The organism is Kribbella sp. NPDC056951, assembly GCF_042674205.1.
Lineage (GTDB): Bacteria > Actinomycetota > Actinomycetes > Propionibacteriales > Kribbellaceae > Kribbella > Kribbella yunnanensis.
The window spans coordinates 294,955-321,244 of sequence record NZ_JBHUQZ010000001.1; the positions used below are offsets into that span (position 1 = coordinate 294,955).

Below are 26,290 nucleotides of genomic sequence, written 5' to 3' on the forward strand. Positions count from 1 at the left end.
AGTGACCGACAGTCCGCTGGCGGGCCGAGTGTCGGGTCAGGCGACGCGGCTACCGCCCCGGCGGGGCTGGCACGGCTGGACGTCCACGACGGTCTCGAAGGCGTCCAGGACCGCGTTCACCTCGGGCCGCGGGCGCGGCGTCTTGGTGGCCGGGCTCTGGCCGCGGCGGGCCCGGCGCAGGTGCCTCTTGACAGTCGACAAGGAGCATCCGAGCCGCATAGCAAGGGATTCCAGGCTGTCGGAGGGGTACTGACTCCGCAGCCGCAGCACCTCTTCGTGGCTCACCGGGCGCCGCGTACCGCGGGCGCCGGCCAACTGGTCGAAGTCATCGGCCTGCACTTCGACGTCGAGCAGATTGCGCATCGAACGGCGTTGTGCGGCGGTGGTTCCGGCGACGAAGCCGCTCACATCGTGCTCGGCGACGGCGCTGTACAGGCAGTCGGTGAACAGCGGACACGAGGCACACAAGGCTTTTGCCTCCCGTACCAGCTGTTCGTACCGCTCCCTGGTCCGGCGGGTGGCCGAAGCGGGCGGCGGCTCTTCCATCAGGCGGTGCTGGAAAATATCCGACCGGGCGATACATCCGGTCATGGCCCCATCTGTGCCGGAAGATGTGTCGACAGCTCGATCGTGTCCCATGAGATTGGCGCTGCTGACGGTCATCAAAGCTCCCCAAGTATCCGGACTCATGTGAACGAACGGTGAACGTCGCCCGGTCACACAGATCCCTAGCCGATGGAACGGCGAACTGTTGCCGACCCACCACGTCGTCGTCCCGGTCTCGGGACATACCGATCCATAACTGTTGACGTCGCTGCTGAGGATTTGGTTGCAGCCAAATCCGCATCAATTTCGCGGACGTTACGTCTGCTGGTTCGCTGGCGGGCTGTCTCAGTCGTGCTGATCCAGAACAGGCATACGACGCGGTCGAATCGCTCCGGGTTCCCTGCCAGACCACCGCATGAAATCACGCGCTCTCCCTGCTGCGCAGGGGAACTAGCTGCCTTTGCAGCATGTTGCCGTAACGGTCTGGTGACGTTGTCAAAAGCTCAATCAGATTGATCAGAATCATCTGAAACCGATGTCCGATAACTTGCGCAGACAGCCGTTCCGGCGGTAGAGAGCAGGCCGGATACGGTGAGCCTGTGAAGGCCTCCGCACCGCATCGCCCACCCCGCCTGATTGCCACCGATCTCGACGGAACGCTGGTCCGCAGCGATCGATCGGTCTCCGATCGAACGCGCGCCGCGGTGGCTGCGGTGCAACGCGCGGGAAGTGTTTTCGTGATGGTCACCGCCCGTCCACCTCGGTGGTTGCACGAACTGGCAGATCTGGTCGGCGATCACGGAATCGCAATAGTTGCCAACGGCGCCATTCTGTACGACGTCGGCCGGCAGTCCGCGATTCGGACGCGGCTGATCGATCCGGCCGTTCTGCACGAAGTGGCAACGGCGATCCGGTCGGAGATTCCCGAAGTGGAGTTCGCGATTGAGCGATCGAACCGCTACGGACAGGAACCGCGGTACGTGAACCGCTGGCCGCAACCCGAGGACACGTTGATCGCCGAGCTCGAGGTCCTGCTGGCCGAGCCGGCCGCCAAACTGCTGGTCCGGCATCCCAGTTGGCACTCAGACGACTTGTTGGCGCGAGTCAGTGCGTTGGTGGGTGAGCGAGTGTCCGCAAGCCACAGTGGCGGCACAAGCCTCGTGGAGATCGGTGCGACCGGTGTCTCCAAAGCCGCGATGCTCGCGGACTTCGCAGCAGAGCTGGACATTCCGGCCGCCGACACGATCGCCTTCGGTGACTCGCTGAACGATCTGCCCATGCTGGCTTGGGCCGGTACGTCGTACGCGGTCGCGAATGCGCACACCGACGTACTCGCCGTTGTGGACAAGGTCTGTCCGTCAAACGACGAGGACGGCGTCGCCGCCGTCCTCGAAGAGTTATTTCAGCTCTAAGTTTTAGAGATACATCCCACCGCTGCCCGGGCCATCAGTAGCTTGTGGTGCACCGGGGAAGCCGGGTCCTTCTTCGCCCGCGGGCTGTTGACCGCCAGGCAATGCGCGCCGCATTCCCTCCAGTTGCTGGCGTGCGGCCATCTGCTGAGCGAACAAGGCGGTCTGAATGCCGTGGAACAAGCCCTCTAGCCAACCGACGAGCTGAGCCTGTGCAATCCGCAGCTCGGCCTCGGTCGGCGTGCTGTCCTCGGTGAAGTCGAGGCTGAGTCGCTCCAGCTCCTCAACGAGCTCGGGCGCGAGGCCGCTCTCCAGCTCCTTGATCGATGCTTCGTGGATCGACCGCAGTCGCTGCCGCGACGCCTCGTCGAGCGGTGCCGACTTCACCTCTTCGAGCAGCTGGCGAATCATGTTCGCCACCCGCATCACCTTGGCGGGCTGTTCGACGAGTTCGGTCACCGACCGTGGCTCATCGTGATCGTCATCGTCGTCCGAGCGCGGCGGTCCTTCGACAGCCATGCCGTCGGGGCCGACGATCAGCACTTTGCCGTCCTCGGTCCGTGCCCCGGCCATCGGCATCTCCTGGCCCTCGCCGCTGCTGCTCTCGCTCATCTGCCCATCCTAGGACCCGGGCGCCGCAGTACTAGGGGGTGCGGGCCCGATGCCGCCGTACGGCGTCCCGATTCGCGCAAGCGGGGCTGCAGTAGCGCTGGCGCCCGGTCCGCGACAGATCGGCGTACACGTTGTCGCAGCCCTCGGTGGCACAGCGCCCGAGCCGGCTGATGCCACGGCCGGCCAGGTGCAACGCCGTACCGGTGCTGATCAGTGTCGCGACCAGCCTGCCAACCGGCACGTGGTCAGGCCGGTAGTGCATGTGCCAGCCGTCGCCGGCGTGGTTGGTGAGCCGCGGATGCTCGGTGTACTTGGCGAGCATGGCGTTCATCAGATCGACGCGGCTCTGCTCGTCCTCGGCGTCAACGACTTCCAGCCACTCATCCAGAGCAACCTGTACGGCGGCCAGGTCCGCGCGGGTCACCTTCCGGTCGCGCACGAGGCGGCTCTCGACGCCGCTCTCCTCGCAGCGCTCGGCCAGTTCGTCGGGGGTCGAGGCCGGTCGCGTGACCAGGTTCACGGCCAGCAGCACCGCGTCGGCACCGTAAGGGTTGAGATGCATAATGCCATTACAGCACGATGGAGGTATGACAGCCCACACCGAGACTCATCGGCACCGCTGGAGCGTGGTGTCCGCCCATCAGGTCAGCGAAGGACTCGTCGTGTACCAGCGGTGTGCCTGTGGCGACTGGCGCGTCACAAGCACACCGCCGTACCCGGTGGCCTATCCCGAGGTGGCGCACATCGCGAGTTAGTTGATGCGGGCAACCATCGGCAACCGCGATCGTGTGAGGACCCACGCGACCAGCCCGGCGAAGAGCGGGACCACGACGACGATCGAGGCCAGCCCGGCCCACGGCACCGCGAAGTACGGTGAGCCGAAGGCGGCGTGTGACGTGTAGCCGTAGAGCGCGCCGACCCCCACACCCAGCACGCACCCCAACTGCCCGATCACCCACGCCTGTGCCGCCGCGAGACTGCGCCGCCGACGCGGCGGAGCGCCGATCGCGGCCAGCGTCGCCAGATCCGCCCGGCCCTCCGCCGCCGACAGTGACACGGAGATCGCCACGCCCAGCAACGTCACCACGGCCGCAGCGCCGATGACCCAGAGCAGGATGCGCCGGGACGGATCCTGAAAGCCTTGCTCGACGACCAGTATCCCGTCATGACCGAGGAGGCGGTCGACCGCGGCGATCTCGTCGTCGGTCGGCAGCCGCTTCAGGTCGTACTCGACGGCGAACGTGCCGGCTTTACCGAGCTTCGCCGCCGCCGCAGAACTGATCATGAGCTGGTCCCGCAGCAGTTCGAGCTTGGGGAAGTCGCCCGCGTACGTCGCCTTGAGCGTCGTGGTGGTCGCACCCTGGAGCTGAACTGTGCCCGTCTTGGTGAACTCGGCATGGGGCACCAGAACTTCCCCGGCCCGGAGGCGATCTGCGAGCTTCCGCCCTTCGGCGCCGATGGCATCCAGGTACGCCGGATCCACGACGACCAGAGCGCCGACGAACCCGTACTCCCGTCCGCTCTCGCCGCTGGTAGCCGTCATCCAGAGCGGGCCGGCACCAGGCGGGCTGTCGGGGTCCTGAATCATCCCGAAGCGGTAGACGCGTTCGGTCGGCAGCTGACCGGCGATGTGTTGCTCGATTGCGGTCGAGTAGGGCACCGATCCGGAGTCGTCGCCGAATCGCACCATCGCATTGCCCAACTGGGCTTGCGGGACGTACGACACCGCGTCCGCGGCGGTCGAGTTGGCCCCGGCGAAGGCCGCTGCGGCCGTGGCCGCGACCGCCATCATGATTGCGGCGGTGGCCGGTCCGGTGCGATGCCGGTGCCTGGCCGCATCCCGCAGCGCCAGCCGGCCGCTGAGCGGCAGATGCCGAGCTGGTCCGCCCAGCTTGCCCAGGAGACTCGGCAGGATCCAGACCACACCGATGAGAACAGCTGTGATCCCGACCAGGACCAGCACGACCGGACCCAGAGGCGTGGCGCTCGCCCGAGGCGCTCCGGCGACGCTCTGGGCAGTGCGGGCCGCAGCGAGAGCGGCCGCGAGCATCCCGGAACCGGCCACCACCAGGACAACGCCGGCGATGATCATCACAACCGCCGGTTTGCGGATCCTCGTCCGGGCGACCGTTGCCGCGAAGCGCCCGGACAACGCGGCCAACGGAGCCTGCCGGCTTGCGCTGATCGCCGGCACGGTGGCGGCCGCAACCCCGGCGGCCAGTCCGAGTGCCGCGATCAGGGCAATGCCGCCCCACGGGACCTGCCAGGCGATGAACAGCGAGCCGCTCACCTGCTCCCACAGTGGCCGGCCGGCCAGCAGGGTAATTGCCGCGAGCACCAATCCGCTCGTCACGCCGACCACTCCGGCGAACAGGCCTTGCAGGAGCACGATGCGCCGGACGTCGCGTGGAGTTCCGCCGGCGGACAGCACCAGCCCGAGTTCACGGGTCTGCCGTCGAGCGCCGACAGCGAACGCCGTACCGGCGAGCAGGACGATCTCGAGGATGCCGAAACCGACCACCAGCGTCATCGCGACGTACGGGGCGATGGCGTCACCGTTGAAGTCGACGGGCGGATCCACAATGTTTGCTCGCGGCAACAAATAGAATCCCTTGCCGGACAGGGCTGTCGCGAGCGCGAGCGGGTCGGCCGTCGGCGGCAGGTCGACCAGCCAGGAGATGTCGGTGCTCTCGGCAGGGGTCATCAGTCGGGTGCCGGGAGCGGCGAAGACCCACCAGTCGGTCGGCTGGGCGGTCGGACGCGCCAGGCCGACGACCTGGTACGACGTCCCCTTCGCGTCCTGCATGGTGCCGGCGACGGTGACTCCGAGATGCTTTGCGAACGACGGAGAGAGCGCCACCTCGGTCGGGGCTACGGGAAAGCGGCCCTGGTCCAGGTGACTGAGATCCTTCGCCAGCGGATTCTGCGGCTCGCCGACGATGAGTGCCACCCCGTTGGTGGTGGACGGGCCCTTGATGTCGACGCTGCCCATCTCGCTCGGTGCGCGGACAACAGTGCTGCCCGCCGGGAGCATTGGCCGGGGATCGAAGTTCGCCGGGACTCGCACCGGCGTCTCGTGGCCCTCGGCCGGCCCCGGCATTCCGTACAGGTTCGGCCCGGTTTCCACCGGCTGGAGCTTGCCGTACGGCGTCACCGAGAGCCGTGCATCCGCCTGACCGATGGTGATCCGGGCCAGCGTCTCACCGCTCGGGTCGCTGGTGCGACCGCTGACGCCGAGCACAGTGCCTGCAAAGACCGGCAACCCGATCAGTGCGGCGACCAGGAGGGTACGGCCGAAGTGTCTGCGGGTGGTTCGGCGCGCGATCCGCAGGGGTGGTCCCCAGCTGCCCATCAGTGGCTTCCCTGGAGGAGTTGGTCGGGGTCGGACAGCGGGCCGGCCTGGCCTACCAGGACACCATCGCGCAGGTAGACCACCCGATCGGCCCAGGCTGCGTGCCGGGCTTCGTGGGTGACGAGGACGCCAGCGATCCCGTGCTGGTCGCAGCGGTCGCGGAGGAGTTGGAGGACGGCTTCGCCGGTCTCGGAGTCGAGAGCTCCGGTGGGTTCGTCGGCGAGCAGCAGTCGTCGGTCGCCGACGATGGCGCGGGCGATGGCCACCCGCTGGCGCTGGCCTCCGGACATGTCGTCGGGGAAACGGTCGACGAGTTCACCGATACCTACCTCCTGCAGAGCTGCTTCGGCGTACTTGCGGGCGGTGCGGCTCCGGGTGCCGTCGAGCTCGAGCGGGAGTGCGACGTTCTCGGCTGCGGTGAGTGCGGGGATCAGGTTGAAGTCCTGGAAGACATAGCCGATCCGGCGGCGCCGCAGCGCGGCCACGCCGGCCGGGGCGAGGGTGGCCAGGTCGTTGCCGTCGACAAGTACTTCGCCACTGGTCGGGCGGTCGAGACCGCCGGCGCAGGTCAGCAGAGTGGACTTGCCCGAACCGGATGGGCCCATCACGGCCACGAGTTCGCCGGGTGCCACGCTCAGGTCGACGCCGCGCAATGCGTGCACGGCCTGCTCGCCCTGGCCGTGCGTCCTGGTCAGGCCGCGGATGTCGAGGATCGCGCTCATCGGGTCACCTCTGTGGTGTCGTCGGCCTCATGGATCTGCGGGGCTTTCGCCGGCCGGCCGCGATGCCTTAACAGGATGGACTCGCAGTGGTCGAGCCAGCGGATCTCGGCCTCGGCGGCGAAGATCATCGACTCCAGCACGAGCCGCCAGGAGATCTCGTCGTCCCGGTCGCCGCGCTTCAGCCGGGTCAGCTCCTGCAGCGACTGCATCGTCGCCGCGCGCTGCCGCTGGACGACGGCGCTGACGTCGACACCCGGAACCGCCAGCGCCAACGCGAGTTTGATCGCGAGCTCGTCCCGCGGCCGCGACTCCCGGGTCACCGGCGTCTGGAACCAGTTGTCCAGCTCGGTCCGGCCGGCCTCGGTGATCTCGTACGTCGATCGGCCGTCGGCCTCGGTCGACACGGCCATGACCAGGCCGTCACGCTCCAGGCGGGTCAGGGTCGTGTAGACCTGCCCGATGTTCAGCGGCCAGGTCGCGCCGGTGGCCGCCTCGAACTCTCCGCGCAGCTGATATCCGTACTTCGGCTCCTCGCGGAGCAACGCCAGTAGTCCGTGCTTGATCGACATAGATACTGAGTATGCATACCCGGTATGGCGCGGTCAACCCACCAGTCGCCGTACCAGGCGTTCGGTGCTGGCGGCGACGTCGTACGGATGGCCTGTTCCGGGCGTGAGTTGGTCGAGGACGAGGCCGTCGATCGCGAAGTGGAAGAGGCGGATCTCCTCGGCGCCGCCGGGCAGGCCGGCGTTCGCATTGAAGGAGACGTCGGCGTCGAAGCCCTGGCGGATCGTGCGTGAGAGGGTCTCGTGCAGCTCGGGACGGCGGGCCGCTTCGAGGCGGAGCTCCATCAGAGCGAGGGAGAGCTCGGGGCGGCCGAGGAGTCGCTCGACGATGTAGTGGACGTAGTCGACGACCAGGTCGAGGTCCGGTGTGCGGTGGGAGAGCGGTTCGAGGACGGCTGGATCCGGGGCGAGTCGCTCGAAGATCCGCTCGCCGAGAGCGCCGAGCAACGCATCCCGGGTCCGGAAGTAGTTGGACGCCGTACCGGCCGGGAGTCCGGCGGCGGCGTCGACCGCGCGGTGGGTCAGGCCGCGGGCGCCGGCTTCGGCGAGGACGGCGAGACCGGCGTCGGCGAGCTGGGTACGGCGTTCGGGGTTCCGGGGCATGTTGACAACTGTAGCAGTCATCAACTACAACTGTCGTGGTCAACAACAACACCTGTAGTAGTCAGGAGTGCGTATGCAACCCGCAGCCTTCGGCGCCACCGTGGTCACCGACCGTCCGGCGGAGGTCGCCGCCTTCTATCAGGAGCACTTCGATCTCCAGGTCACCGTCGATCTCGGCTGGTTCATCTGCGTCCGGCGCGGCGACGCCGATTGGGAGCTCGCGATCGTCGAGCGCGGGCACGAGTCGGTGCCGGCCGCGGTGAATGCGCTCCCGGACAGCACCAACGTGTTCGGTTTCATCGTCGACGACGCCGACAAGACCGCAGCCGCGCTGGTCGAGGGCGGTGTTCAGCTCGAGGGCGAGGTCGTCACCGAGGTGTGGGGTCAGCGGCACTTCTTCGTGCGTGACCCCGAGGGCAGCTGGATCGACGTGATCCAGCTGGTCGCCCCGGATCCTTCGTGGCTGGCCGAGAACATGCCCAGCTAGAGCGTGAGCAGGACCTTCCCGATCTGGCTGGACTCCTCGAGGTCGCGGTGTGCCTCGGCGACCTGGGCGAGCGGGTAGGTGGCGTGGACGATCGGGCGGACCTTCTTCGCGGTGACCAACGGCCAGACGTGGCCGACCACCTCGGCGATGATCCGTCCCTTGTCCACGACCGACCGGGCCCGCAGACCGGCCGCGGTCACCGACGCGCGCCGGCTGAGCAGGCGGCCGAGGTCCAGCTCGCCCTTCGCCCCGCCCTGCATGCCGATCACGACCAGGCGGCCGTCGTACGCGAGGGACTTCACGTTGTCGGTCAGGTACTTCGCACCGATGATGTCGAGGATGACGTCGGCCCCGGCGCCACCGGTCGCCTCCTGGACCACCGAGGCCCACTCGGCTTCCTTGTAGTTGATCGCGACATCGGCGCCGAGCCGGCTCGCGAACTCCATCTTGTCCTTGCTGCCGACGGTAGTCAGCACTCGCGCGCCATGCGCGACACCGAGCTGGATCGCCATCGTGCCGATCCCCGAAGCCCCGCCGTGCACCAGGAAGGTCTCGCCGGCCTTGAGGTGCGCGCCCATGAAGATGTTCGACCAGACGGTCGCGACGACCTCGGGCAACGCGGCCGCGCTGACCAGGTCGATCCCCTCGGGGATCGGCATCACCTGCGGCGCCGGTACGACGACCTTCTCGGCGTACCCGCCACCGGCGAGCAGCGCGCAGCACTCGTCGCCGACTGCCCAGTCCGTGACCTCGGCGCCGACCGCGGCGATCCGGCCGGAGACCTCGAGGCCGATCGTGCCGGGTGCGCCCGGGGGCGGTGGGTAGAACCCCTGCCGCTGGAGGAGGTCGGCCCGGTTCACGCCTGCCGCGACGACGTCGATGACGACCTCGTCCACGGCCGGGGTCGGATCCGGGATCTCTCCGACGGTCAGTACGTCGAGTCCGCCTGCACCCTCACACACCACAGCTCGCATGTCTCACACCGTACCGGCGATGTCCGCGGCAATCCCCTCCAGGTGAACGTCTTCGCCTATCGACTTGAACCAGTCCCATAGCTCGAGCGAGTGGTAGACCCGGTACAGCTCAATCCTTTGTGGGTCCACGACGCCGTACCCCTCCTCAAGGCCCTTGAGTTTGTCGGTGTTGTCGCGGATCGAGTACGAGATGGTCTTCGCGACGTCCATCAAGGGGTCGGCACCGATCGCGTTCTCCACGTCGATGAACCCGGTGACCCGCCAGGTCTGCGGATCGACCAGCACATTGCCTTCGTGGAAGTCGTTGTGGCACAGGACGGCGTGGTCGTTGGCCAGGTCGGTGTGGCGTGCGACGTACTCGGTGATCCGCTGGTGCAGTGCGGGGTCACCGCCGAGCTGCTCGAACTCGTTCAGCTTCTTGGCGAACTGCCGCCGGACGTACTGCTCGTTATCCGGCAACGGGTCGAGGATCTGATCGACCAGATACCCGTACGCCGGTTGTGGGATCCGGTGCATGCGTTTCAGCAACGCACCGAGCTGCTGGTAGATCGCGCGCCAGTCCGGTGGTTCGAGCTCGGACAACGGAACGCCGTCGAGTTTGGTCAGGACCGTGAACTCGTCCTGCTCGACGTACAGGACCCTCGGGATTTCGGTCGTGAACTCGGCGGCGAGCAGTCCGTAGACGTGGACCTCTTTGGCCTGCTTCCACGCCCACTCCGGCTTGTAGACCTTCACGATGAGTGGGCCCTCGTCAGTGCTCGCTTCGAAGACACTGCTGAGCTGTCCGCCGGTCCGCTCGGTGATGTTCGTGACTGTGACGCCGGGACGGGCTTTAGCGACCATGGCATTGACGTCCATGCCTTGGACCCTAGATGCGCTGTCGAACGGTTTTCAGCCGTCTAGGTCTGCCCAGGTGTCCACGTCGTCACCATTCTTGGTTGGCTCTGACCAAACCAGGTCGAGCTCGGCCATCAGCCGCCGTACCGACTTGTCCCGCGGATCGCCGAGTCGCTCCAGCGCCTGCTCGAGCGAGCTGCGCTTGTACGCCGCCGCGAGCCACTGGTCACGTCCGTCACTGTCCCGCAGCCCACTACCGTCGTGGCCTCCGAGGCTGTCGACCAGCCGGGTGACGTCAGCTGCCGTCACCCAGGGCAAGTCGCAACTCAGCACGACCACAACCGGCTGGTGGCCACCGGCCAGCCCTGCGGCCAACCCAGCTACCGGACCACTCCCCGGTGGCTCCTCCTGGGTCCACTCCACGTCCCGGTAGGTCTCCCGCACCGGTCCGACCACCACAGTCCGCGCGGCACCCTCAACCGCCCGCAGTACCCGATCGAGAAACGTCACCCCGTCGAGCACCACCAGCGCTTTGTCCACTCCGCCAAGCCGAGTAGACCCGCCCCCTGCGACGATCACCGCATCGAACTCCACCCCCTCAGTCTGCTACTCCTCAGGCATCAGTGCGGCACGGGCGCTGGTCATCTCCTCCAGTTGTTCCGGCGTCAGGTCGGCTGCCGCCTTTTGGCGGCGCTCGGTCATTGCCGCCAGCTCCTCGGGCGACAGCTGGGCTGCCGCGGTCTTCCTGCTCTCTGCGAGCGCTTCGAACTCCTGTCGTGTCAATGCACGGGTCATGGCAGTCATCACCTCAATCAACTCGATCAATGTCTGGGCCGACGGTTGCTCCGCCTGCTCCAGTCCGGTCAGCACACCGACCAGCTTCCGCTGCACCTTGGTCGCTGCAGCGACCTGCTCCTCGACGACTTCGAGCTGCGTGCGGATCAGCTCCCGCACGTCGCTTACGTCGCCGTCGAGCACCTGCGCCACCTCGGCGAGCGGTAGGCCGAATGCGCGCAGCGCGAGCACCCGGTGCAATCGCCGTACGTCGGCGGCGTCGTACTGCCGGTGTCCCGAAGCGGTCCGTCCGCGCGGGGCCAGCAGGCCGATCTCGTCGTAGTGGTGCAGTGTGCGGACGCTGAGGCCGGTGGCTTGTGCCAGCTCGCCGACCCGCCAGGTCCTGTCGTCGGTGTCCATGTCTTGACCGTAAGACCTGACGTCACGGGAGGTTCAAGTCCGATTTGTGCGGCACCATGGGGACATGAGGATTGCCGTGGTGCAGACCGCCAGTAGCTCCGACAAGGCGGCCAATCGCGACCTGGTCACCAGGCTGGTGGCCGAGGCGGCGCAGGACCGGCCTGACCTGGTCGTGCTGCCGGAGGCGATCATGGCCGATTTCAACCTCGACGGCGTGGCAGACGTCGCGGAGCCGCTGGACGGCGAGTTCGTGTCGACCCTGCGCAAGAGTGCGGTGGAGCACGGGGTGGCGATCGTCGCCGGCATGTTCGAACGCAGCTGCGACCAGGACCGCCCGTACAACACGCTGCTGGCGGTCGGCGCTGATGGTGCCCTGCTCGGCGCGTACCGCAAGATCCACCTGTACGACGCGTTCGGCTACAAGGAGTCCGACCAGCTGACCCCGGGTGACGTCGCACCGGTCGTGGTGAAGATCGCCGGCCGGACACTGGGCCTGATGACCTGCTACGACCTGCGGTTCCCCGAGCTGTCGCGCGCTCTGGTCGACAAGGGTGCCGACGTCCTCGTCGTACCGGCCGCTTGGGTGCGTGGCCCGCTCAAGCACCACCACTGGACCACTCTGCTCACGGCGCGCGCCATCGAGAACACCTGTTACGTGGCGGCCGCAGCACAGAACGGGAAGAAGTACTCCGGCCTCAGCCAGGTCATCGACCCGCAGGGCGTCGCAGTCGCTGCGGTCGGTGACGCAGACGGCTACGCGGTGGCCGAGCTGACCGATGAGACCCTCACCGACGTGCGCCACCGCAACCCCTCGCTGGCCAACCGCCGCTTCACTGTCACTCCCCGTTCCTAGTCTCGGGTTAGCCTCCTGGGGTGGCAGACGGCTTTGACTTATGGCACCACGGCGATCTCGAGGTCGGTGACGGCCTGGTAGACCTTGCCGTCAACGTGCGGACCGGTACGCCGCCACCCTGGCTGGTCGACGCGATCACCGCGAGCCTGCCGGACCTGGCGGCGTACCCGCGTCAGGAGGCTGCCGTGCGGGCGGTTGCTGCGCGGCACCGGATGGACCCGGAGCGTGTGCTTCTGACCGCCGGTGCGGCCGAGGCGTTCGTGTTGATCGCCCGTGCGTTCCGGCCACGACATGCGGTCGTCGTACACCCGCAGTTCACCGAACCCGAGGCAGCGCTGCGGTCCGCGGGTCACATGGTCGACCGGGTCATCCTGCGACCGGAGGACGGGTTCGTTCTCGATCCGGCGGCGATACCGGCGGACGCGGACCTCGTGGTGATCGGCAACCCCACCAACCCGACCTCGGTCCTGCACCGCGCCGACGACCTGCGCGAACTCGCCCGGCCCGACCGTATCCTCGTGGTCGACGAGGCATTCATGGACGCCGTACCGGGGGAGCCGGAGTCGCTGGCCGGTGCGTCGATTCCGGGGCTGGTGGTGATTCGCAGTCTCACGAAGACGTGGGGGCTGGCTGGGTTGCGGGTCGGGTATGTGCTCGCCGCTGCCGGGTTGATCGAGCAGTTGGCCGCAGTACAGCCGCACTGGCCGGTGTCCACGCCTGCACTGGCCGCAGCGATTGCTTGCAGCAACGAGCATGCAGTGGCTGAGGCGGCTGCGGCTGCGCTCGACACCGAGCGCCAGCGGTCCTATCTGCTCGACAACTTGGTTGCTGGGCGCACATACGGCGTACCGCGTGGGCCGTTCGTCCTGGTACAGGTCGCAGGGGGCGCCGTACTGCGAGAAGCCTTGCGTGCCAAGGGCTATGCGGTACGGCGCGGAGACACGTTCCCTGGTCTCGGACCGGATTGGTTGCGCATCGCAGTCCGGCCGGAGGACGTTGTTGACGGCTTCGTGAAGGTGTGGCGCGACACTGCCGTCGACCTGTAACCGGCGCGACGTTTAGGCAGCCCTCCCTTTGCGCACAGGATGGTCCCACCATCAGTGAAGGGAGCAGCATCATGGGTCTGAACGATGACGACATGAACACTTCGTCCGACAGCGGTGAGTACGGCGGTTCGACTGAGGGCAACGACACCCAGGCCGGTGGCAACACGCCATCTGGCTACGGGAGCTCGGAGGGTCCGGCTGACGGTGGCGCAGTAGGCGGCGGCACCGACGGTGGTGCCGACGGCGGCGCGGGCGGCGACTCTGGCGGGGACTCGGGCGGCTTCGGCGGCGGGGGATCCGAAGAGGGGCCTGCTGACGGCGGTGCGGTCGGAGGAGGCACCGACGGCGGTGCTGATGGCGGTGCCGACGGTGGCGGCGGCGATGGGTACGGCACTGGTTCCGGCTCCGGCTCCAGCGACTCGGATTCCGACTCTGACTCGGGTTCTGGCTCTGGTGGCGAGGGGCCGGCCGATGGTGGGGCCGATGCGAATGCGACCGACGGCGGTGCCGATGGAGGCGCGAGCGGCAACTCCGGAAGCTGGTGACGACAGTGCCGGGAGCCGGACCGCAACCAGATCCTGCCGAGACGGTTGACCGTCCGGCTCTTCGGCGCTGCGTGGCAGGCGACCTCGACGAGTTCGGCAGCACCTACTGGGGATCACGTGCGCTGTTGTCGCACGCCCCGGACCTGCCCGCGCCGTACGACGACCTCTTCACCCTGACCGCTGCCGACGAACTGCTGTCCCGCCGCGGTCTCCGCACACCGTTCCTGCGCATCGCCAAGAACGGATCGGTCGTCGGCGACAGTCAGTTCACCGGCTCGGGAGGTGTCGGCGCTGACATCTCCGACCAGGTCCGCGACGACAAGGTCGCAGCGCTGTTCGCCAGCGGCCACACCGTCGTACTGCAAGCCCTGCATCGCACCTGGCCCGCGCTGGTCGACTTCGCTACCCAGCTGTCGACGGATGCCGGGCACCCGGTGCAGATCAACGCCTACATCACCCCGCCCGAATCACAGGGGTTTTCGGCGCACTACGACGTACACGACGTCTTCGTACTTCAGGTGGCCGGGGAGAAGCACTGGACTGTCCACGAACCAGTTCACGTGGACCCGCTCCGCAATCAGCCGTGGACCGACCACTCCGCCGCGGTAGCCGCAGCGGCCCGCGACACGTCGCCGGTAGTCGACGAGGTGCTGCGGCCGGGTGACGCGCTGTATGTCCCCCGCGGTTTCCTCCACTCGGCCAAGGCTCTGGGCGGAGTCAGCGCCCACCTGACCGTGGGACTTCACACGCTGACCCGTTACCTGCTCGTCCAAGAGTTGGCCGCCCTGGCCGCTCGGGAGCCAGCCCTTCGAACCGCGCTACCGATCGGCTTCGACCCAGGTGACCCGGCTCAACTGGCCGAGGTCCTTCCGGAGGTGACCGAGCTGTTGGTCGCCCAGCTTCGCTCCACCTCGGTGGACGACCTGGCGCCACGCCTCCGTCGCCGTACCTGGTCCGCCAACCGCCCCGAACCCATCCCGCCCCTGGCCCACGCCGCCGCGCTCACCACTCTCGCGCCGGGGACCACGGTTCGCCTCCGCGCCGGACTCCGGCATCGGCTGGTTTTGGGCTCAGACCCGGTGACGCTTCAGCTCCCCGACCGAACCATCACGTTCCCTGCGGCGGTTGGCCAGGCTCTCAGTCAGCTGCTCGACGGTCAGGAACACAAGGTGGGCACACTGCCCGGGCTCCCGGTCGAAGACCAGTTGGTACTCGTCCGCCGCCTGCTAAGGGAAGCTGTGCTGGTCCCCACGTCATAAGCTGCGTTTTAGTGACAACTCCCCTGGATCCCACCTCTGCGGCGCCCTCGGCTCCGGCCGACCGCCGCTACCGGCCCGAGACTGGTTGTGCGGCGATGGCACTCCAGCGCGGCGATTCGCTCATGGCCACCGCTCCGCCCGCCGACCGGTGGCTCCTGATCGAGTCCCGCACGCCGTGGCCGCCTCAGGCCCTCACCGCCCTTCCAGACGTCGGCCCCGAAGTAGCCCGCCGCTGCGCCGACCTCGGCTACCGCCCAGTCCTCATCCGACGCCACGGTCGCGCGGACAGCGCCGTCGTACGACGTTATGCCTTGGTGGACTGCCGTCCCGGACACGAGTCCATCCGCTGGGGCGAATTCGAAGCCGACGCCGACCTGATCACCGTCCTGAAGGCAGTTGCCACCGGCAACCTCACCGACCTCCAACCGCCAACCCAGGAACCGATCTACCTCGTCTGCACCCACGGCCGCCACGACGCCTGCTGCGCAGTCCGCGGCCGCCCAGTAGCAGCCGCCCTCACCGCCGCCTACCCCGATCGAACCTGGGAATGCAGCCACATCGGCGGCGACCGCTTCGCCGGGAATGTGGTCGTCCTCCCCCAAGCCCTCTTCTATGGCCAAGTCACCCCCGACCGCGCACTAGAGGTCGCCAAACACCACGCCGAAGGCCGAGTAGTCCCCGACCTCCTCCGAGGCGCCGGCACCTTCCCCCCCACCAGTCCAAGCCGCCCAACACTACGCCCGCCAAGCCGGCCACTCCCTGAACTTCAATGCCCTCCACCCCACCCAAATCCACCCCCTCCCCAACCACCACTACAAAGTCACCCTCACCCACGTAGTCGTCGAACTATCAATCCACTTCGACACCCTCGACGCCCGCCTAACCTGCGCCGGCAAGTCCCCCACCCAAGTACGCCGCTTCGAACTACACAGCATCGAATCAGTCGATGGGTAGTTATGGCTGGACTTCTAGGCTGGCCGGGTGAGTCTTCACATTCCGGACCAAGTCCGCAGAACCGTGATAGCCAGCGGGAACGAGTCCTGGCTGGACGAGGTACCAGCCGTTGTCGACTCGCTGGCGCGGGAGTGGTCTCTGGTGATCGGGCCCAGCTTCTCGGGTGGTCTCGCTGCTCTGGTCGTCGAGGCGACGCTGGTTGACGGAACTGCGGCGGTTCTCAAGATCGGCGTACCAGGTCGGGATCTCGAGCCGGAGGCCATCGCGTTGCGCCTGGCGGACGGTGCGGGATGCGCCAGGCTGTTGCGTGAAGACGTGGGTCGACAAGCGCTTCTGCTGGAGCGCCTGGGAGCTCCAATGGCGGACGTCGTGTCCGACCCTGCAACCCAACACGACCTGCTGTGCGAAGCAGCAGTTCGCCTGTGGCGGCCGATCGGTCCCGACGTTGACCTACCAACGGGCGCGGACTTGGCTGAGCGGAACGCCGATTGGCTTCCACAACTCTGGGAGCAAGCGGGTCGACCGTGCTCGCCTGCCACCGTGGCGGACGCACTGGACTGCATGCACCGTCGCCGCCTCGCCCACGACGATCGCACCGCGGTTCTCGTTCATGGTGATATCCACGAGATGAACGCGCTGCAGGCGAAAGACGGCAGCTACAAGTTCATCGACCCCGCCGGACTACGCGCCGAACCGGCATGTGACCTCGGCACCATCGTGCGGTGCACCCCGGACCTCGGCGACGACCTCCGAGCGCGGACCGAGCACCTGGCTTCTCGCACCGGCGTGGATGCCAACGCCATCTGGGATTGGGGAACCATCCACCGAGTCGTCAGCGGTGTCTACTCGTGCAGCATCGGCTTCCAGCCCTTCGGCAACCTCCTCCTGGCCGAAGCGGATCGCCTCACCGCGTAGGCACAGTCGTCAGACTTCCGCGCGCATCACCCACCGCCACTTGGCGATCTGACGGTCCCGCACAAAGCCGAACTGCTCGTAGAGCTCCTCCGGCCCAGTGTGGAAGTACGCACCGCGCTGCGGCTTGCGGTCGACGGTCTGCTCCGGATACGCCTCCACCACTCCACCGCCGGCAGCCTGGATCGCGTCCAGAGCACCCCTGACAGCCGCACGGGCAACCCCACGGCCGCGATGGCGGCTTCCGGTGAAGATGCACCCGATCCGCCACGCAGGAAGCGCAGCACCGCCGGCCGCATACTTGGCCGGGTTCTTGATATTCGGCAGCTCCGCCGGGGTCCCGTACTGGCACCACCCCACACAAGTACCGTCCGAGTCGTAGACCAGGATCTGATGCACCGTGCCCTCATCCACATGAGCACGCTTCGCGGCGCGGTTGCGTTCAGCGCTATGAGGTGCCTCGCCGAACCCTTCGACATGAAAGCCCATGCACCAGCAGCCACCCCACACCCCGTTGTTGGCTTCCACCAACGCGGCGAAGTCGTCCCAGGTCTCCGGCGACAACGGCCGAGTCGTATAGGCGTCCGTCACCAGCGCACTCCCTTCCAAGCTCGTGCCCAGCCCGGTGTCACCACAGCGATTCGAGTAAACAGGATCGAATCAGTCGGCGGGTAGCTCCCGGTCCTCGTGATGGGCGCCGAAGAACGCGGATTGGCGCGCCATGATGTCGCGCATACCGGTTCCGCGCGGGACGCCGTACACAGTGCCGGGGAAGTCCAGCTCGCGTTGGACCTGCCAGAGCTCTTCGTGCCGGTCGGGCGAGAAGAGTTGAGCCGGGTCTCCGACTGCGATCCAGCCGATCGGGAGGACCGCGCCGGGTTCCAGGCGCGAGTTGACGTGCAGCACGCTGTTGATCCGGAGCTCCGCGCCCGCGCCGACGACAGAACCGGGGAACAACGCAGCGCCCGTGGCGATGAAGACTTCGTCCTCGACCGTGGCGCCGTTCACGTGTGCATGGGGACCTACCAGGACCGCGTCGCCGAGCACTGCGGGATGTTTCGCCCGGCCGCGGACCAGGGCGTTCTCCATCACCACACTGTTCGTGCCGAGCCGGACCTCACCGTTCTCCGCCGTCAGGACCGCACCATGCAGGACCCTGCTGCCTTCGCCAAGAACGACAGCGCCGCAGAGCACGGCCGATGGTGCGACATAAGCGGATTCGGGCACGACCGGTCGCCGGCCGCGATGTTCGAGCAGCATCGAGCTCATCCCTCCGTCGGGCATCACCTTTCCTTCAGTCGTACACGAATGTCTGTGGTTCATGGGCGGTTCTCCGTCGCCCGGGACCTCACACCCCGGGCGGCGGGTCCGTCTGCGGCCGTCCACATCGAAGGTGGGAGACTCGGCCGCCCGGACGTCCAGGTGGAGAAACCTCGAACTAGGGGCAACATTAGAACAGATGTTCGATCAAGCGCAACGAATCCTGACGCGTCAATCGACCGGATTCGCCCGCGCTCCGAGGGCCGGTGTGACGGCGGCGATGATGCCGGCCGCGATGAGCCCGATCACGGCTGTCACCAGCCATGGCAGCTCGTGTCGTACCTCGAAGAGCTGCGCGAAGAACGCGGGCGCGAGCACGCTGGCGAAGGTGAAGCTGTACTGCCAGTACGACAGGTACTTCCCGCGCCCGACGAGCGGTGCGACGCCGGCCGCCAGCGCGTTGTTCGTGGCCGAATGCACCAGGCTGGCAAACGCGTAGACGACGGTGGCGAGCACCAGAGCAACCGTCACCAACGCGGTCGGTAGCTGCGTGAGCGACGCCATCAGCAACGCCCAGACCGCCCACACCACTCCGGTGACGACCAGCGCCGTCGTACGGCGTCGCTTCTCGGTGCGGCGCACCACGACCGTCTGCAGCGTCGCCAGTACGACGGACACGCCGGCGAGGAGTGGGCCAAGCAGCCACTCCGGTGTCGGCAGCGCGTCGGCGATGTAGACCGGAAGGCCGACGCCGAGCATCATCATGCACAGCGCGAGCAGCGTGTTGGCAGCGATCAGGATCAGGAACGGCCTGTCCTTGCGGAGCAGCGGCGCGGGCCCGGAGTCCTCAGTCGACCGCAGGTGGTGCGACGGGTGTAGCCGCAGCAGGAGCAGGCCGGCCAGACAGAACGTCACCGCGTTCACCGCCATCGCCACTAGGAACGGTGTCGTCCCACCGATCGCCAGCAGCGCTCCGGCCGCCAGACCGCCGAGTGCGAACCCACCGGCCTGCATCATCCCGCCCAGTCCGAACCACCGGTCCCGGTCACCGTCGTCCGCCACATCTGCCAGCAGACTGAAGATCGAGGACCAGAACACCCGCTGGCCCATCGTCGTGACCAGCGCGGACAGGAACAGCAGCCAGATCGATCGGCCGAAGAAGAAGCCGACGAAGGCGAGCGCCTGCGCGAACTGCGCGCCCACCACGAGGCTGCGCGGCCCGATCCGGTCGATCACCACGCCGACCGCGGCCGGAGCCGCGATGGAGAACAGGGTGGCGACGGTCAGCAGCACACCCGCCGTACCGAGCGGGATGTCGGCGACACGAACGAAGTACAGGAGCAGCAGCGGCCCGGCGCAGCCGCCACCGAACGAGTCGATCGCCAGACCGATCAGCAGTGGTAACCGCCCGCGGACGTTGGGTAGGCCGAGGGAGGTCGCTGAGGGCATGCTCCATCCTTACCAGTCCCAGGCTGCGGTGCGACCCGATTTCAGTCCGGTACGGCGGCCGCCCGCCGTACCGAGACGTGTCGCAGCGGCCGCCACGCCACCGCAGTCATCAGCACCATGGCCGCGAAAGCCGCAGTGAACGGTGCAGTCAGACCGAACCGCTGCGCCAGCAGGCCGCCCAGCGCAGAACCGATCGCCGCACCGCCAACCGACGCCAGCAGGTAGACGCTGTTGACCCGACCCATCAGTGCATCAGGTGTCGCCAGTTGACGCGCTGTGGTCGACACAATGCCCCACACCACCGCGTGTACGCCGAACACCGCCATAGTCGCGCCGGCGACCCAGGGGCTCCGAGTCAGCGCCAGAACCAGGTGGACCACCGTCTCGATGACCAGACCGGCCCGCAACAGCGTCAGCGAGCCCACCCGCGGCTCGAGCAGGTGGTACACCGGCATCCCGACCACACCGCCAACAGCGCCGACCGCGATAAGCAGTCCGAACTGGGTGTCGCTCAGCCCGAGACGCTCCCGCGCATAGAGCACCCAGGTCGCAAAGGCCGCGCAGAACGTGATGTTCATGACCAGGATCGAGCAGGCCAACGTCCGGACACCCACGTGCCCCCACAGCCAGCTGACACCTGCGCGCACCTCGGTCCAGAGCGCCGTACCAGCGGACTCGACAGGTGCCGGCCGGACGGTCACTCGTGCGATGAGCACCGCAGCCGCCGCGAACGTGACCGCGTCGAACACCAGCGGCACACCCGCACCAACCGCGAACAGCAACGCCCCCAACGGCGGACCGCCGAGCTGCTGCACCAGGGTCCCCGTGGCGTAGAGCCGAGCATTCGCCTTACCCAGCTGGTCTTTCGGTACGGCGTTCACCAGCAGCGCGCCGGATGCGCTGTCAGCCAACGTCTCCGCCGTACCGAGAAGGAACAGCGCGACGTAGATCGCCCACAGTGGCGACGTACCGATCAGCACCGCAACACCCAGCGCAGCAAGGACAACCGCACGAAAGAGGTCAGCGGCAACAATCATCGTCCGCCGGTCGAGCCGATCGGCCAACGCGCCACTGAACAACGCAAACAACAACCAAGGCAACTGCTGCACAAAAGCCGCAGCCCCGACCGCAGCCGGCTCACTAGTGATCGAAGCCACCAGCAACGGCCCCGCCGCCAGCAACGCCCCGTCACCCAGATTCGAAATGATCGCCGCCGGCCAGATCCGCCGAAAGTCGGCCCCAAGCGCAGCCGGCAGCACGGTCTCACGAAGAGAAGGCATCAAGAAACTCCAGAGGGCCACTCTGCCATGCACCTCGCACCCTATAACCGCCTCTGCGCTATCCTCAACGCTCGGCGGCAAGCCGCCAGGAGGGCTCGCATAGTGGCCGAGTGCGCTGGTCTTGAAAACCGGTATGGCGGGTGACCGTCATCGTGGGTTCGAATCCCACGCCCTCCGCTCAAGGGTCTTATCCGAGGCGCCGGAGCGCGGTCTCGACGGCGACCTCGACCCGGGCGGTCATGCCGGGTACGTCGACGGGGCGGCGTCCGGCGACCTGATCGAGGATCCACTTCGACCCGCTGTCGTCATAGTGCAGCAGGGCGTACAGGTCCCACCACGGATCGAGAGTGACCCCGGCGGCCGACTCGTAGAGCGTCCGGAGCTGTTCCGCCCACTCGGGTGCGTAGAGCGCCGCCAGGTATCGGCGGCAGTGCCCGATGTCGATCGCGCGCGAGCCCCGATGGATGCCGTTCCAGTCGGTCAGTCCGGTGATCCTGCCGCGGGACCACAGGAGGTTGACGGGTAGGAGGTCGCAGTGCAGAAAGACAGCGGTGTCCTTTGGAGGCGGCGCGGCCATGGCACTGAAGGCTGCCTTCCACACGGCTGGCTTTTGGGCGCCGGCTGGGACCTGGAATCCGTCTAGCGGAGCGATCCAGGAGTCTGTCCAGGGTCGAAGCGTCTTGGCGGGGAGATCGAGGGAGTGCAGCATGACTGCCAGCTCTGCGATTCTCGTCAGCCACGACTGTGGCTCCGTCGGGTTGAGGTGAACGTGCCCGGGCAACCGTGTCATCAGCAGCGATGGCGAGCCACCGGTCGGTTGCCAGGATGGTCGGAACCGGGAGTCCGCTTCCGGCGACCACGCCTAGGTTGGCGATCTCCTGCTCCAAGGGTTCCTGCAGGCCGAGTCCGCTCGGGTACTGGCGCAGTACGACGTACGTCCGCACGCCACGTCGCTCGACGGTCAGCCGGTTCACGGCGGAGCAGACGCCACCGGTCATTCGGCGGTAGCCAACGACGCGACTGCCCCGACCCAGCGACGCCGCAACCCAGTCGAGAGACTCGTCGGAGGGCCGACGCTGCCGGAACCCGCCATCTCTCCAGTCGCCGTCGGTCACGACCGCGAGCCTATTCGCCAGGGCAGGTTTGCGTTGAGAATTTAATGCCACTGACCTGTCGGAACCGGGGTGAGGCGTTCGTTGCAGGGGTGACAGTCACCGGACTGAAGAAAGGCATGGCGCCATGCGGAAACTGATCTACGGCATGAACCGGTCCCTCGACGGCTACATCGCCGCGCCTGGCGACGACATCAGCTGGGGCGTGCCGAGCGACGAGCTGTTCCAGTTCTGGCTCGACGAGGAGCTGGCGATCGGGCTGCTGATGTACGGGCGCAAGTTGTGGGAGACGATGAGCTCCCACTGGCCAACCGGCGACCAACAGCCCGACGCGACCCCGGCGCAGATCGAATTCGCACGCAACTGGCGGGATACCCCGAAGGTGGTGTTCTCCTCCACCATCGACAAGGTCGACTGGAACACCCGCCTGTTCACGGGCGACGCCGTACCGGAGATCACCCGCCTCAAAGCCGAAGACGGCGCTCCCATGCGAGTCGGCGGCGCCACACTAGCCGCAGCAGCCATGCGAGCCGACCTGATCGACGAGTACGAGATCGTCACCCACCCCGTGCTGGTGGGCGCCGGTACGCCGTTCTTCACCGCACTCGACAGCTGGGTGAACCTGAACCTGATCGAGACGCGGACATTCTCCGGCGGCATCACCCTGGCCAGGTACGAGACGAGACGCTGAACCTCAGAAGCAGAACGGGTGCCCGGCCGGGTCGGCGTAGACCGCGTTCCGGAGGTGGATCGCGCCTAGCTCTTCCGCACGTGCCATGGCGGCCTTGGCTGCTGGGGTGAGGTAGTGGGGAGTCTCGTAGTCCACTGTGAACCGGTAGTCGACGTGGAGCTGCGCCGGGTAGGCGGGATCGGGCCACCGGGGAGCGGGGAACTCTGCGTGCTGGAACGCCGGGTTGGGCAGATCGTCGTCGCCGAGGTCGAGCACGACGCGTTCAGGTGAGTCTTCGAGTCGCTCCGGCGCACCGAGGAAGCCCTCGTAGAACCGCGCCAGCGAGCGCGGGCTGAAGCAGTCGTACACCAGCCGGGCGACAGTCGGAGCTGTCACCGCCTCGGAGGGGTAGAGGCAGATCGGGTGTCCGGTGGGATCGGCATAGACCCGGTGGTCGGCGTCGTCCCGCAGCAGCACCCCGCCGGCGGCGGTGACGCGGGTGCCGGCGGCGTCCAGATCCGGTACGGCGATGTCGAAGTGCAGCTGTTGTGGGTACTCCGGGTCGGGCCAGCGCGGTGGCCGCTGCTCCGACCAGCCGTCACCGTCGAACCCGATCCGGAACTTGGGGCTTCGCGACAGGAAGAACGTGCCGTATGCGTCGTACCGAGGCCAACCGAGCACCGCGAGGTAGAAGTCGGACAGCACCGTCCCGCCATCCTCACCACCGAGCAAACGAGGGCATCCGATGTAGACGGTCATCCCAGCGTCGTCCGCCAGAAGATGTGCCACAGCTACCTCCGCACGCTTCGAGGTCGAATCACCCACCATATGGGACTCTCCTGACTGATCCGTGGGGTAGCTCGGCGCATCTGTCGGACCGGCGGGTGCCGCGTGATCGCAGGTTTCGGCTGGTGTGGTCGGCGAGTGTGGGGAGTGGGTCGTCGACTGGGAGCACTGTGCTGCCGGATATCGATTTCTGGCAGCAGTCTCCTTCCACTCGACGGGCCGGCCGCTGCTACGGCACGGCGACCGAAGCCACCGTGCCCCGAGTAGAGGTGATGCGGGGCGGGGCGGACCGCCGGCTTTGTCCAACACGGTGCAGCTCGGGCTGCTCACGCTCAGCATGACCTGCGTGAGTGGCTGTACGGGAGGACAGTGGCACAGGGTCCGCCGTCGGAGTCCATAGGACGGATCCCGGGGGTGCGCACGCGGTGCGGGGGCCTTGAACAAGTTATGTCTTGTTCAAGGCCCCCATTTCCTGTTCACACCCGCGACAACTGCACGCCGTGCGACCCACGGATAGGTCAGAAGAGCCATATGGCGCGCGGTCGGTCGCGGGTGTTGCTAGTACGGCGAAAATTCTTGTTTTGGTGACAGGTGCTCAGCATGGTGGGCGGGTGACGAAGAAGAGTGATTTGGGGCCGCCGGGGACTGGTGGCAGTGAGAAGGAGACTCTGGTGGGGTTTCTTGACTACCTGCGGGAGGGGGTGGCTCGGAAGGCTGAGGGGGCGCCGGAGCCGGGGGTGCGGACGGCGGGGGTGTCGTCGGGGACGAGTGTGTTGGGGCTGGTTAAGCATCTGACTGCTGTGGAGCGGTACTACTTCCTGGGGGCGGATGTGCGGAGCTGGCCGGCCACGATGCGGCCGGGTGCGAAGGACACTGTGGCGTCGGTGGTGGCGGGCTACCGGGAGGCGGTCCGGGAGGCTAATGAGGTGATCGCGGGGTACGACGACCTGACGGCTGCTGCGCCTGCGATTGCGCGTAAGAGGAGTACGTCGAGCATGCGGTGGTTGCTGGTGCACATGATTGAGGAGACTGGGCGGCACGCCGGGCACGCGGACATCTTGCGGGAGCAGATCGACGGGGCTGTCGGGCGCTGAAAATCGCGGTGCAGCAGTGATGGGTGCGGGCTAGGGTCTCGGGCATGCACGTGAGTGGGCGGGCGCAGTCTTGGGCGGACTGTGACGAGGATGTTCGCGAGTATGTGTTGCGGGCGGCTGGTCTGGTGGATGGATGGGCCTACGTGCACGGGTCGTTGGCCATGGGGTGTTTCTACCGAGCCAAGAGTGACGTGGACCTGCTGGTGGTAGTGCCCGCGCCGCTGAGTGCGGCGGAGCGGGAGCGGATAGCCAGAGGGTTCGCCGGTACGGCGGCAGCGCGGCCGGTGCTCGGTGATCTTGAGATGTCGGTGCTCACGGTTGAGCAGGCCGCGACTCATGAGCACCCGCGCCCCTACGAGGTCCATTACTCCGCAGCCTGGACTGACGCGATTCTCGGCAACCAGGTGGACTACACAGGCTCAGGTGCTGATCCCGACTTGGCTGCGCACATCACTGTCACCAGGAAGCGTGGCGTGGCGCTGAGCGGTCCGCCGCCAGACGAGGTGTTCGCACCGGTCCCGTACGACGACTACCTGTCCGCCGTGCTCATGGACCTGCAGGACGTGATGGCAGGTGATGCGTTGCTCAAGTCGCCGTACTACGGCGTGCTGAACGCATGCCGTGTTCTGGCGACTCTGGAGCTGGGACCTGGGACTGTGCTCAGCAAGGAAGAGGGTGCGGTGTGGGCGCGTGAGCACTTGCCGCAAGCGCACCACGCGGTCGTGGAGCAGGCGCTGAGTTGCTACCGGAGCGCCACGCCGGTCTCCGCTGCGGAGCGAGAGACCGACGGGCACGACTGGGACGGTACGGCGCTACTTTCCTTCAGGGACTGGGTTCTGAAGCAGGTACGACTCGCGACTGATGCGGAAGCACCGAGTGGGCGTGGGAACGCCCAGGTAGGTGTCAACGCCGCGGGCGTCGGTCTCGGTCATCCCCAACCGCTGGAGAATGCGCACTGAGGCCTGGTTGGTCTCGGCCGCCTCAGCGTCGACCCAGTCGAGACTCAGCACGCTGAAGCCGTGCTCCAGACCCAGTCGGGCGATGGTCGTCCCCAGCCCCTCACCCCAGCGGGTCGAGGGGCCGACAACGTAACCGAGCTCCCGGTGATCCGAGTCGGTCCCGGCAAGGTCGACGTACCCGATCACCTCGTCGCCACGGACTGCCGCCAGGCGCAGCAGCTCGCCCTTCTCGAGCGTGCGCTGCCAATGAGCCTCGTGCGCCGGCCGCGGCAGATCGACAGTCCAACCCGCGTGTTCGCACAGGCGGCGGTCTGCACCCCAGTCCGCGTACGTCGCGATGTCAGCAAGCTCCAGCGGACGCAGGAACACCGAGGACTCCACCCCACCACCCTACGAGAGCTGCTGCAGCGGGAACGAGTGGTGCTCGTGAGTGACGGTCCACCGTCCGTTCTGACGGTGCAGGCCAATGGTCAGGCGGAGCCGGAGGTCAGGGTTGGTCTTGAACTCGTCTGGCGTGCCACATCGCAGGAGAGCGAAGGCGAACGCGACATCGGCGCCGGCTGTCACGTCGAGCGACTCCAGTTCGAAGCACGCTCCGGACTGCTGCCACTCGAAGAAGCCGGGCCACGTCTCCCGGTAGGCCTCTAGCCCGCGCACACCCTCGTACGGCGGCGGTACGTCGTACATGACGATGTCGGGGGCGTGGTCGGCGAGGACTGTGGCCAGGTCGCCGGTGTCGACTGCGGTGACCCAGCGCTCGATCAGGGTGCGGACTTGCTGTTCGTCTGTCATGCCCATAGAACCCGGCG

The 26,290-nt window shown here is 67.3% G+C and carries 29 protein-coding genes, 1 tRNA gene and 2 pseudogenes; 13 read left to right on the forward strand and 19 right to left on the reverse strand.

The genetic code is table 11. The features are described from left to right. Positions 1–36 precede the first annotated feature (36 nt). Positions 37–591 (reverse strand): WhiB family transcriptional regulator, encoded by a 555-nt coding sequence (locus ACFTSF_RS01410; protein WP_380151937.1) that lies wholly within the window; start codon positions 589–591, stop codon positions 37–39. Between the two features lie 554 nt (positions 592–1,145). Between ACFTSF_RS01410 and ACFTSF_RS01415 the strand changes: the two genes are divergently transcribed. Then, on the forward strand, positions 1,146–1,958 hold the full coding sequence (locus tag ACFTSF_RS01415) for an HAD family hydrolase (RefSeq protein ID WP_344161333.1): 813 nt from the start codon (positions 1,146–1,148) through the stop codon (positions 1,956–1,958). Positions 1,959–1,961: 3 nt separating this feature from the next. On the opposite strand, the gene ACFTSF_RS01420 is transcribed toward ACFTSF_RS01415, so the two are convergent. Both ACFTSF_RS01420 and ACFTSF_RS01425 read right to left on the reverse strand, forming a co-directional pair. Further along, positions 1,962–2,567, reverse strand: coding sequence for a bacterial proteasome activator family protein (locus ACFTSF_RS01420; protein WP_344161336.1), 606 nt, complete (start codon positions 2,565–2,567; stop codon positions 1,962–1,964). Between the two features lie 31 nt (positions 2,568–2,598). Next, positions 2,599–3,129, reverse strand: coding sequence for a CGNR zinc finger domain-containing protein (locus ACFTSF_RS01425; protein WP_344161339.1), 531 nt, complete (start codon positions 3,127–3,129; stop codon positions 2,599–2,601). A 25-nt stretch (positions 3,130–3,154) separates the two neighbouring features. On the opposite strand from ACFTSF_RS01425, the gene ACFTSF_RS01430 reads away from it, so the two are divergent. Continuing rightward, positions 3,155–3,322, forward strand: coding sequence for a hypothetical protein (locus ACFTSF_RS01430; protein ID WP_344161343.1), 168 nt, complete (start codon positions 3,155–3,157; stop codon positions 3,320–3,322). On the opposite strand, the gene ACFTSF_RS01435 is transcribed toward ACFTSF_RS01430, so the two are convergent. The 4 genes from ACFTSF_RS01435 to ACFTSF_RS01450 are packed head-to-tail and all read right to left on the reverse strand — an operon-like array spanning position 3,319 to position 7,810. Further along, positions 3,319–5,919 carry an FtsX-like permease family protein gene (locus ACFTSF_RS01435; protein ID WP_380151939.1) on the reverse strand — a complete coding sequence of 867 codons (2,601 nt, stop codon included), beginning with the start codon at positions 5,917–5,919 and terminating at the stop codon, positions 3,319–3,321. The genes ACFTSF_RS01430 and ACFTSF_RS01435 overlap by 4 nt on opposite strands. After that, the gene (locus tag ACFTSF_RS01440) at positions 5,919–6,641 is read right to left on the reverse strand and encodes an ABC transporter ATP-binding protein (RefSeq protein WP_380151940.1); all 723 of its coding nucleotides are present in this window, start codon (positions 6,639–6,641) and stop codon (positions 5,919–5,921) included. The genes ACFTSF_RS01435 and ACFTSF_RS01440 overlap by 1 nt, the downstream gene beginning before the upstream one ends. After that, complete coding sequence (locus tag ACFTSF_RS01445) at positions 6,638–7,210, reverse strand: PadR family transcriptional regulator (protein WP_380151941.1); 573 nt, start codon at positions 7,208–7,210, stop codon at positions 6,638–6,640. The genes ACFTSF_RS01440 and ACFTSF_RS01445 overlap by 4 nt, the downstream gene beginning before the upstream one ends. Before the next feature lie 33 nt (positions 7,211–7,243). Further along, positions 7,244–7,810, reverse strand: a complete 567-nt coding sequence (locus tag ACFTSF_RS01450; protein WP_380151942.1) for a TetR/AcrR family transcriptional regulator — start codon at positions 7,808–7,810, stop codon at positions 7,244–7,246. A gap of 73 nt (positions 7,811–7,883) precedes the next feature. On the opposite strand from ACFTSF_RS01450, the gene ACFTSF_RS01455 reads away from it, so the two are divergent. Further along, a complete protein-coding gene (locus tag ACFTSF_RS01455; RefSeq protein ID WP_380151943.1) occupies positions 7,884–8,297 on the forward strand; it encodes a VOC family protein in 414 nt (137 codons plus the stop codon). On the opposite strand, the gene ACFTSF_RS01460 is transcribed toward ACFTSF_RS01455, so the two are convergent. From ACFTSF_RS01460 to ACFTSF_RS01475, 4 genes are read right to left on the reverse strand one after another with little or no spacing between them, the layout of a single operon-like run. Then, on the reverse strand, positions 8,294–9,271 hold the full coding sequence (locus ACFTSF_RS01460; RefSeq protein ID WP_380151944.1) for an NAD(P)H-quinone oxidoreductase: 978 nt from the start codon (positions 9,269–9,271) through the stop codon (positions 8,294–8,296). The two genes, ACFTSF_RS01455 and ACFTSF_RS01460, sit on opposite strands and share 4 nt — an antisense overlap. 3 nt (positions 9,272–9,274) lie before the next feature. Next, on the reverse strand, positions 9,275–10,129 hold the full coding sequence (locus ACFTSF_RS01465) for a phosphotransferase family protein (RefSeq protein WP_380151945.1): 855 nt from the start codon (positions 10,127–10,129) through the stop codon (positions 9,275–9,277). A 33-nt stretch (positions 10,130–10,162) separates the two neighbouring features. Continuing rightward, a complete protein-coding gene (locus tag ACFTSF_RS01470) occupies positions 10,163–10,702 on the reverse strand; it encodes a molybdenum cofactor guanylyltransferase (protein ID WP_380151946.1) in 540 nt (179 codons plus the stop codon). A 12-nt stretch (positions 10,703–10,714) separates the two neighbouring features. After that, positions 10,715–11,302, reverse strand: a complete 588-nt coding sequence (locus ACFTSF_RS01475) for a MerR family transcriptional regulator (protein ID WP_380151947.1) — start codon at positions 11,300–11,302, stop codon at positions 10,715–10,717. Positions 11,303–11,366: 64 nt separating this feature from the next. Between ACFTSF_RS01475 and ACFTSF_RS01480 the strand changes: the two genes are divergently transcribed. From ACFTSF_RS01480 to ACFTSF_RS01505, 6 genes and pseudogenes are all read left to right on the forward strand, one after another. Beyond that, complete coding sequence (locus tag ACFTSF_RS01480) at positions 11,367–12,155, forward strand: carbon-nitrogen hydrolase family protein (protein ID WP_380151948.1); 789 nt, start codon at positions 11,367–11,369, stop codon at positions 12,153–12,155. A 20-nt stretch (positions 12,156–12,175) separates the two neighbouring features. Continuing rightward, positions 12,176–13,201: an Rv2231c family pyridoxal phosphate-dependent protein CobC gene (gene cobC / locus ACFTSF_RS01485; protein WP_380151949.1), complete on the forward strand. Its 1,026-nt coding sequence runs from the start codon at positions 12,176–12,178 to the stop codon at positions 13,199–13,201. Between the two features lie 71 nt (positions 13,202–13,272). Further along, complete coding sequence (locus tag ACFTSF_RS01490; protein WP_380151950.1) at positions 13,273–13,746, forward strand: BatC protein; 474 nt, start codon at positions 13,273–13,275, stop codon at positions 13,744–13,746. Beyond that, positions 13,743–15,005, forward strand: coding sequence for a cupin domain-containing protein (locus ACFTSF_RS01495; protein ID WP_380151951.1), 1,263 nt, complete (start codon positions 13,743–13,745; stop codon positions 15,003–15,005). The genes ACFTSF_RS01490 and ACFTSF_RS01495 overlap by 4 nt, the downstream gene beginning before the upstream one ends. A gap of 122 nt (positions 15,006–15,127) precedes the next feature. Further along, positions 15,128–15,640 (forward strand): annotated as a pseudogene (locus tag ACFTSF_RS01500) (sucrase ferredoxin); the annotation flags it as partial. 346 nt (positions 15,641–15,986) lie between these two features. Further along, positions 15,987–16,874, forward strand: coding sequence for an aminoglycoside phosphotransferase family protein (locus tag ACFTSF_RS01505; protein ID WP_380151952.1), 888 nt, complete (start codon positions 15,987–15,989; stop codon positions 16,872–16,874). Between the two features lie 9 nt (positions 16,875–16,883). Here ACFTSF_RS01505 and ACFTSF_RS01510 read toward each other — a convergent pair whose 3' ends face one another. From ACFTSF_RS01510 to ACFTSF_RS01525, 4 genes are all read right to left on the reverse strand, one after another. Next, the gene (locus ACFTSF_RS01510) at positions 16,884–17,462 is read right to left on the reverse strand and encodes a GNAT family N-acetyltransferase (RefSeq protein WP_380151954.1); all 579 of its coding nucleotides are present in this window, start codon (positions 17,460–17,462) and stop codon (positions 16,884–16,886) included. Between the two features lie 69 nt (positions 17,463–17,531). Further along, a complete protein-coding gene (locus tag ACFTSF_RS01515; RefSeq protein ID WP_380151956.1) occupies positions 17,532–18,155 on the reverse strand; it encodes a gamma carbonic anhydrase family protein in 624 nt (207 codons plus the stop codon). 207 nt (positions 18,156–18,362) lie between these two features. Then, complete coding sequence (locus tag ACFTSF_RS01520) at positions 18,363–19,580, reverse strand: MFS transporter (RefSeq protein WP_380151957.1); 1,218 nt, start codon at positions 19,578–19,580, stop codon at positions 18,363–18,365. 41 nt (positions 19,581–19,621) lie between these two features. Further along, the gene (locus ACFTSF_RS01525) at positions 19,622–20,860 is read right to left on the reverse strand and encodes an MFS transporter (RefSeq protein ID WP_380151958.1); all 1,239 of its coding nucleotides are present in this window, start codon (positions 20,858–20,860) and stop codon (positions 19,622–19,624) included. Between the two features lie 88 nt (positions 20,861–20,948). Between ACFTSF_RS01525 and ACFTSF_RS01530 the strand changes: the two genes are divergently transcribed. Beyond that, positions 20,949–21,037 (forward strand) — tRNA-Ser (locus tag ACFTSF_RS01530). Positions 21,038–21,047: 10 nt separating this feature from the next. On the opposite strand, the gene ACFTSF_RS01535 is transcribed toward ACFTSF_RS01530, so the two are convergent. Next, positions 21,048–21,656 (reverse strand): aminoglycoside phosphotransferase family protein, encoded by a 609-nt coding sequence (locus ACFTSF_RS01535; protein WP_380153066.1) that lies wholly within the window; start codon positions 21,654–21,656, stop codon positions 21,048–21,050. 443 nt (positions 21,657–22,099) lie between these two features. Between ACFTSF_RS01535 and ACFTSF_RS01540 the strand changes: the two genes are divergently transcribed. Further along, positions 22,100–22,663, forward strand: coding sequence for a dihydrofolate reductase family protein (locus tag ACFTSF_RS01540; protein WP_380151959.1), 564 nt, complete (start codon positions 22,100–22,102; stop codon positions 22,661–22,663). Between the two features lie 3 nt (positions 22,664–22,666). On the opposite strand, the gene ACFTSF_RS01545 is transcribed toward ACFTSF_RS01540, so the two are convergent. After that, positions 22,667–23,431 carry a VOC family protein gene (locus tag ACFTSF_RS01545; RefSeq protein ID WP_380151960.1) on the reverse strand — a complete coding sequence of 255 codons (765 nt, stop codon included), beginning with the start codon at positions 23,429–23,431 and terminating at the stop codon, positions 22,667–22,669. A gap of 668 nt (positions 23,432–24,099) precedes the next feature. Here ACFTSF_RS01545 and ACFTSF_RS01550 point away from each other — a divergent pair. Further along, complete coding sequence (locus tag ACFTSF_RS01550; RefSeq protein ID WP_380151961.1) at positions 24,100–24,522, forward strand: DinB family protein; 423 nt, start codon at positions 24,100–24,102, stop codon at positions 24,520–24,522. Between the two features lie 44 nt (positions 24,523–24,566). After that, complete coding sequence (locus ACFTSF_RS01555; protein ID WP_380151962.1) at positions 24,567–25,481, forward strand: aminoglycoside adenylyltransferase domain-containing protein; 915 nt, start codon at positions 24,567–24,569, stop codon at positions 25,479–25,481. Positions 25,482–25,508: 27 nt separating this feature from the next. Here the strand turns inward: ACFTSF_RS01555 and ACFTSF_RS01560 are convergent. Together ACFTSF_RS01560 and ACFTSF_RS01565 are read right to left on the reverse strand one after the other, a co-directional pair. Next, positions 25,509–25,862, reverse strand: a pseudogene (locus ACFTSF_RS01560) (GNAT family N-acetyltransferase); the annotation flags it as partial. A 9-nt stretch (positions 25,863–25,871) separates the two neighbouring features. After that, entirely contained in the window at positions 25,872–26,273 is a 402-nt protein-coding gene (locus ACFTSF_RS01565) for a YybH family protein (RefSeq protein WP_380151963.1), read from the reverse strand. Between the last annotated feature and the right edge of the window lie 17 nt (positions 26,274–26,290).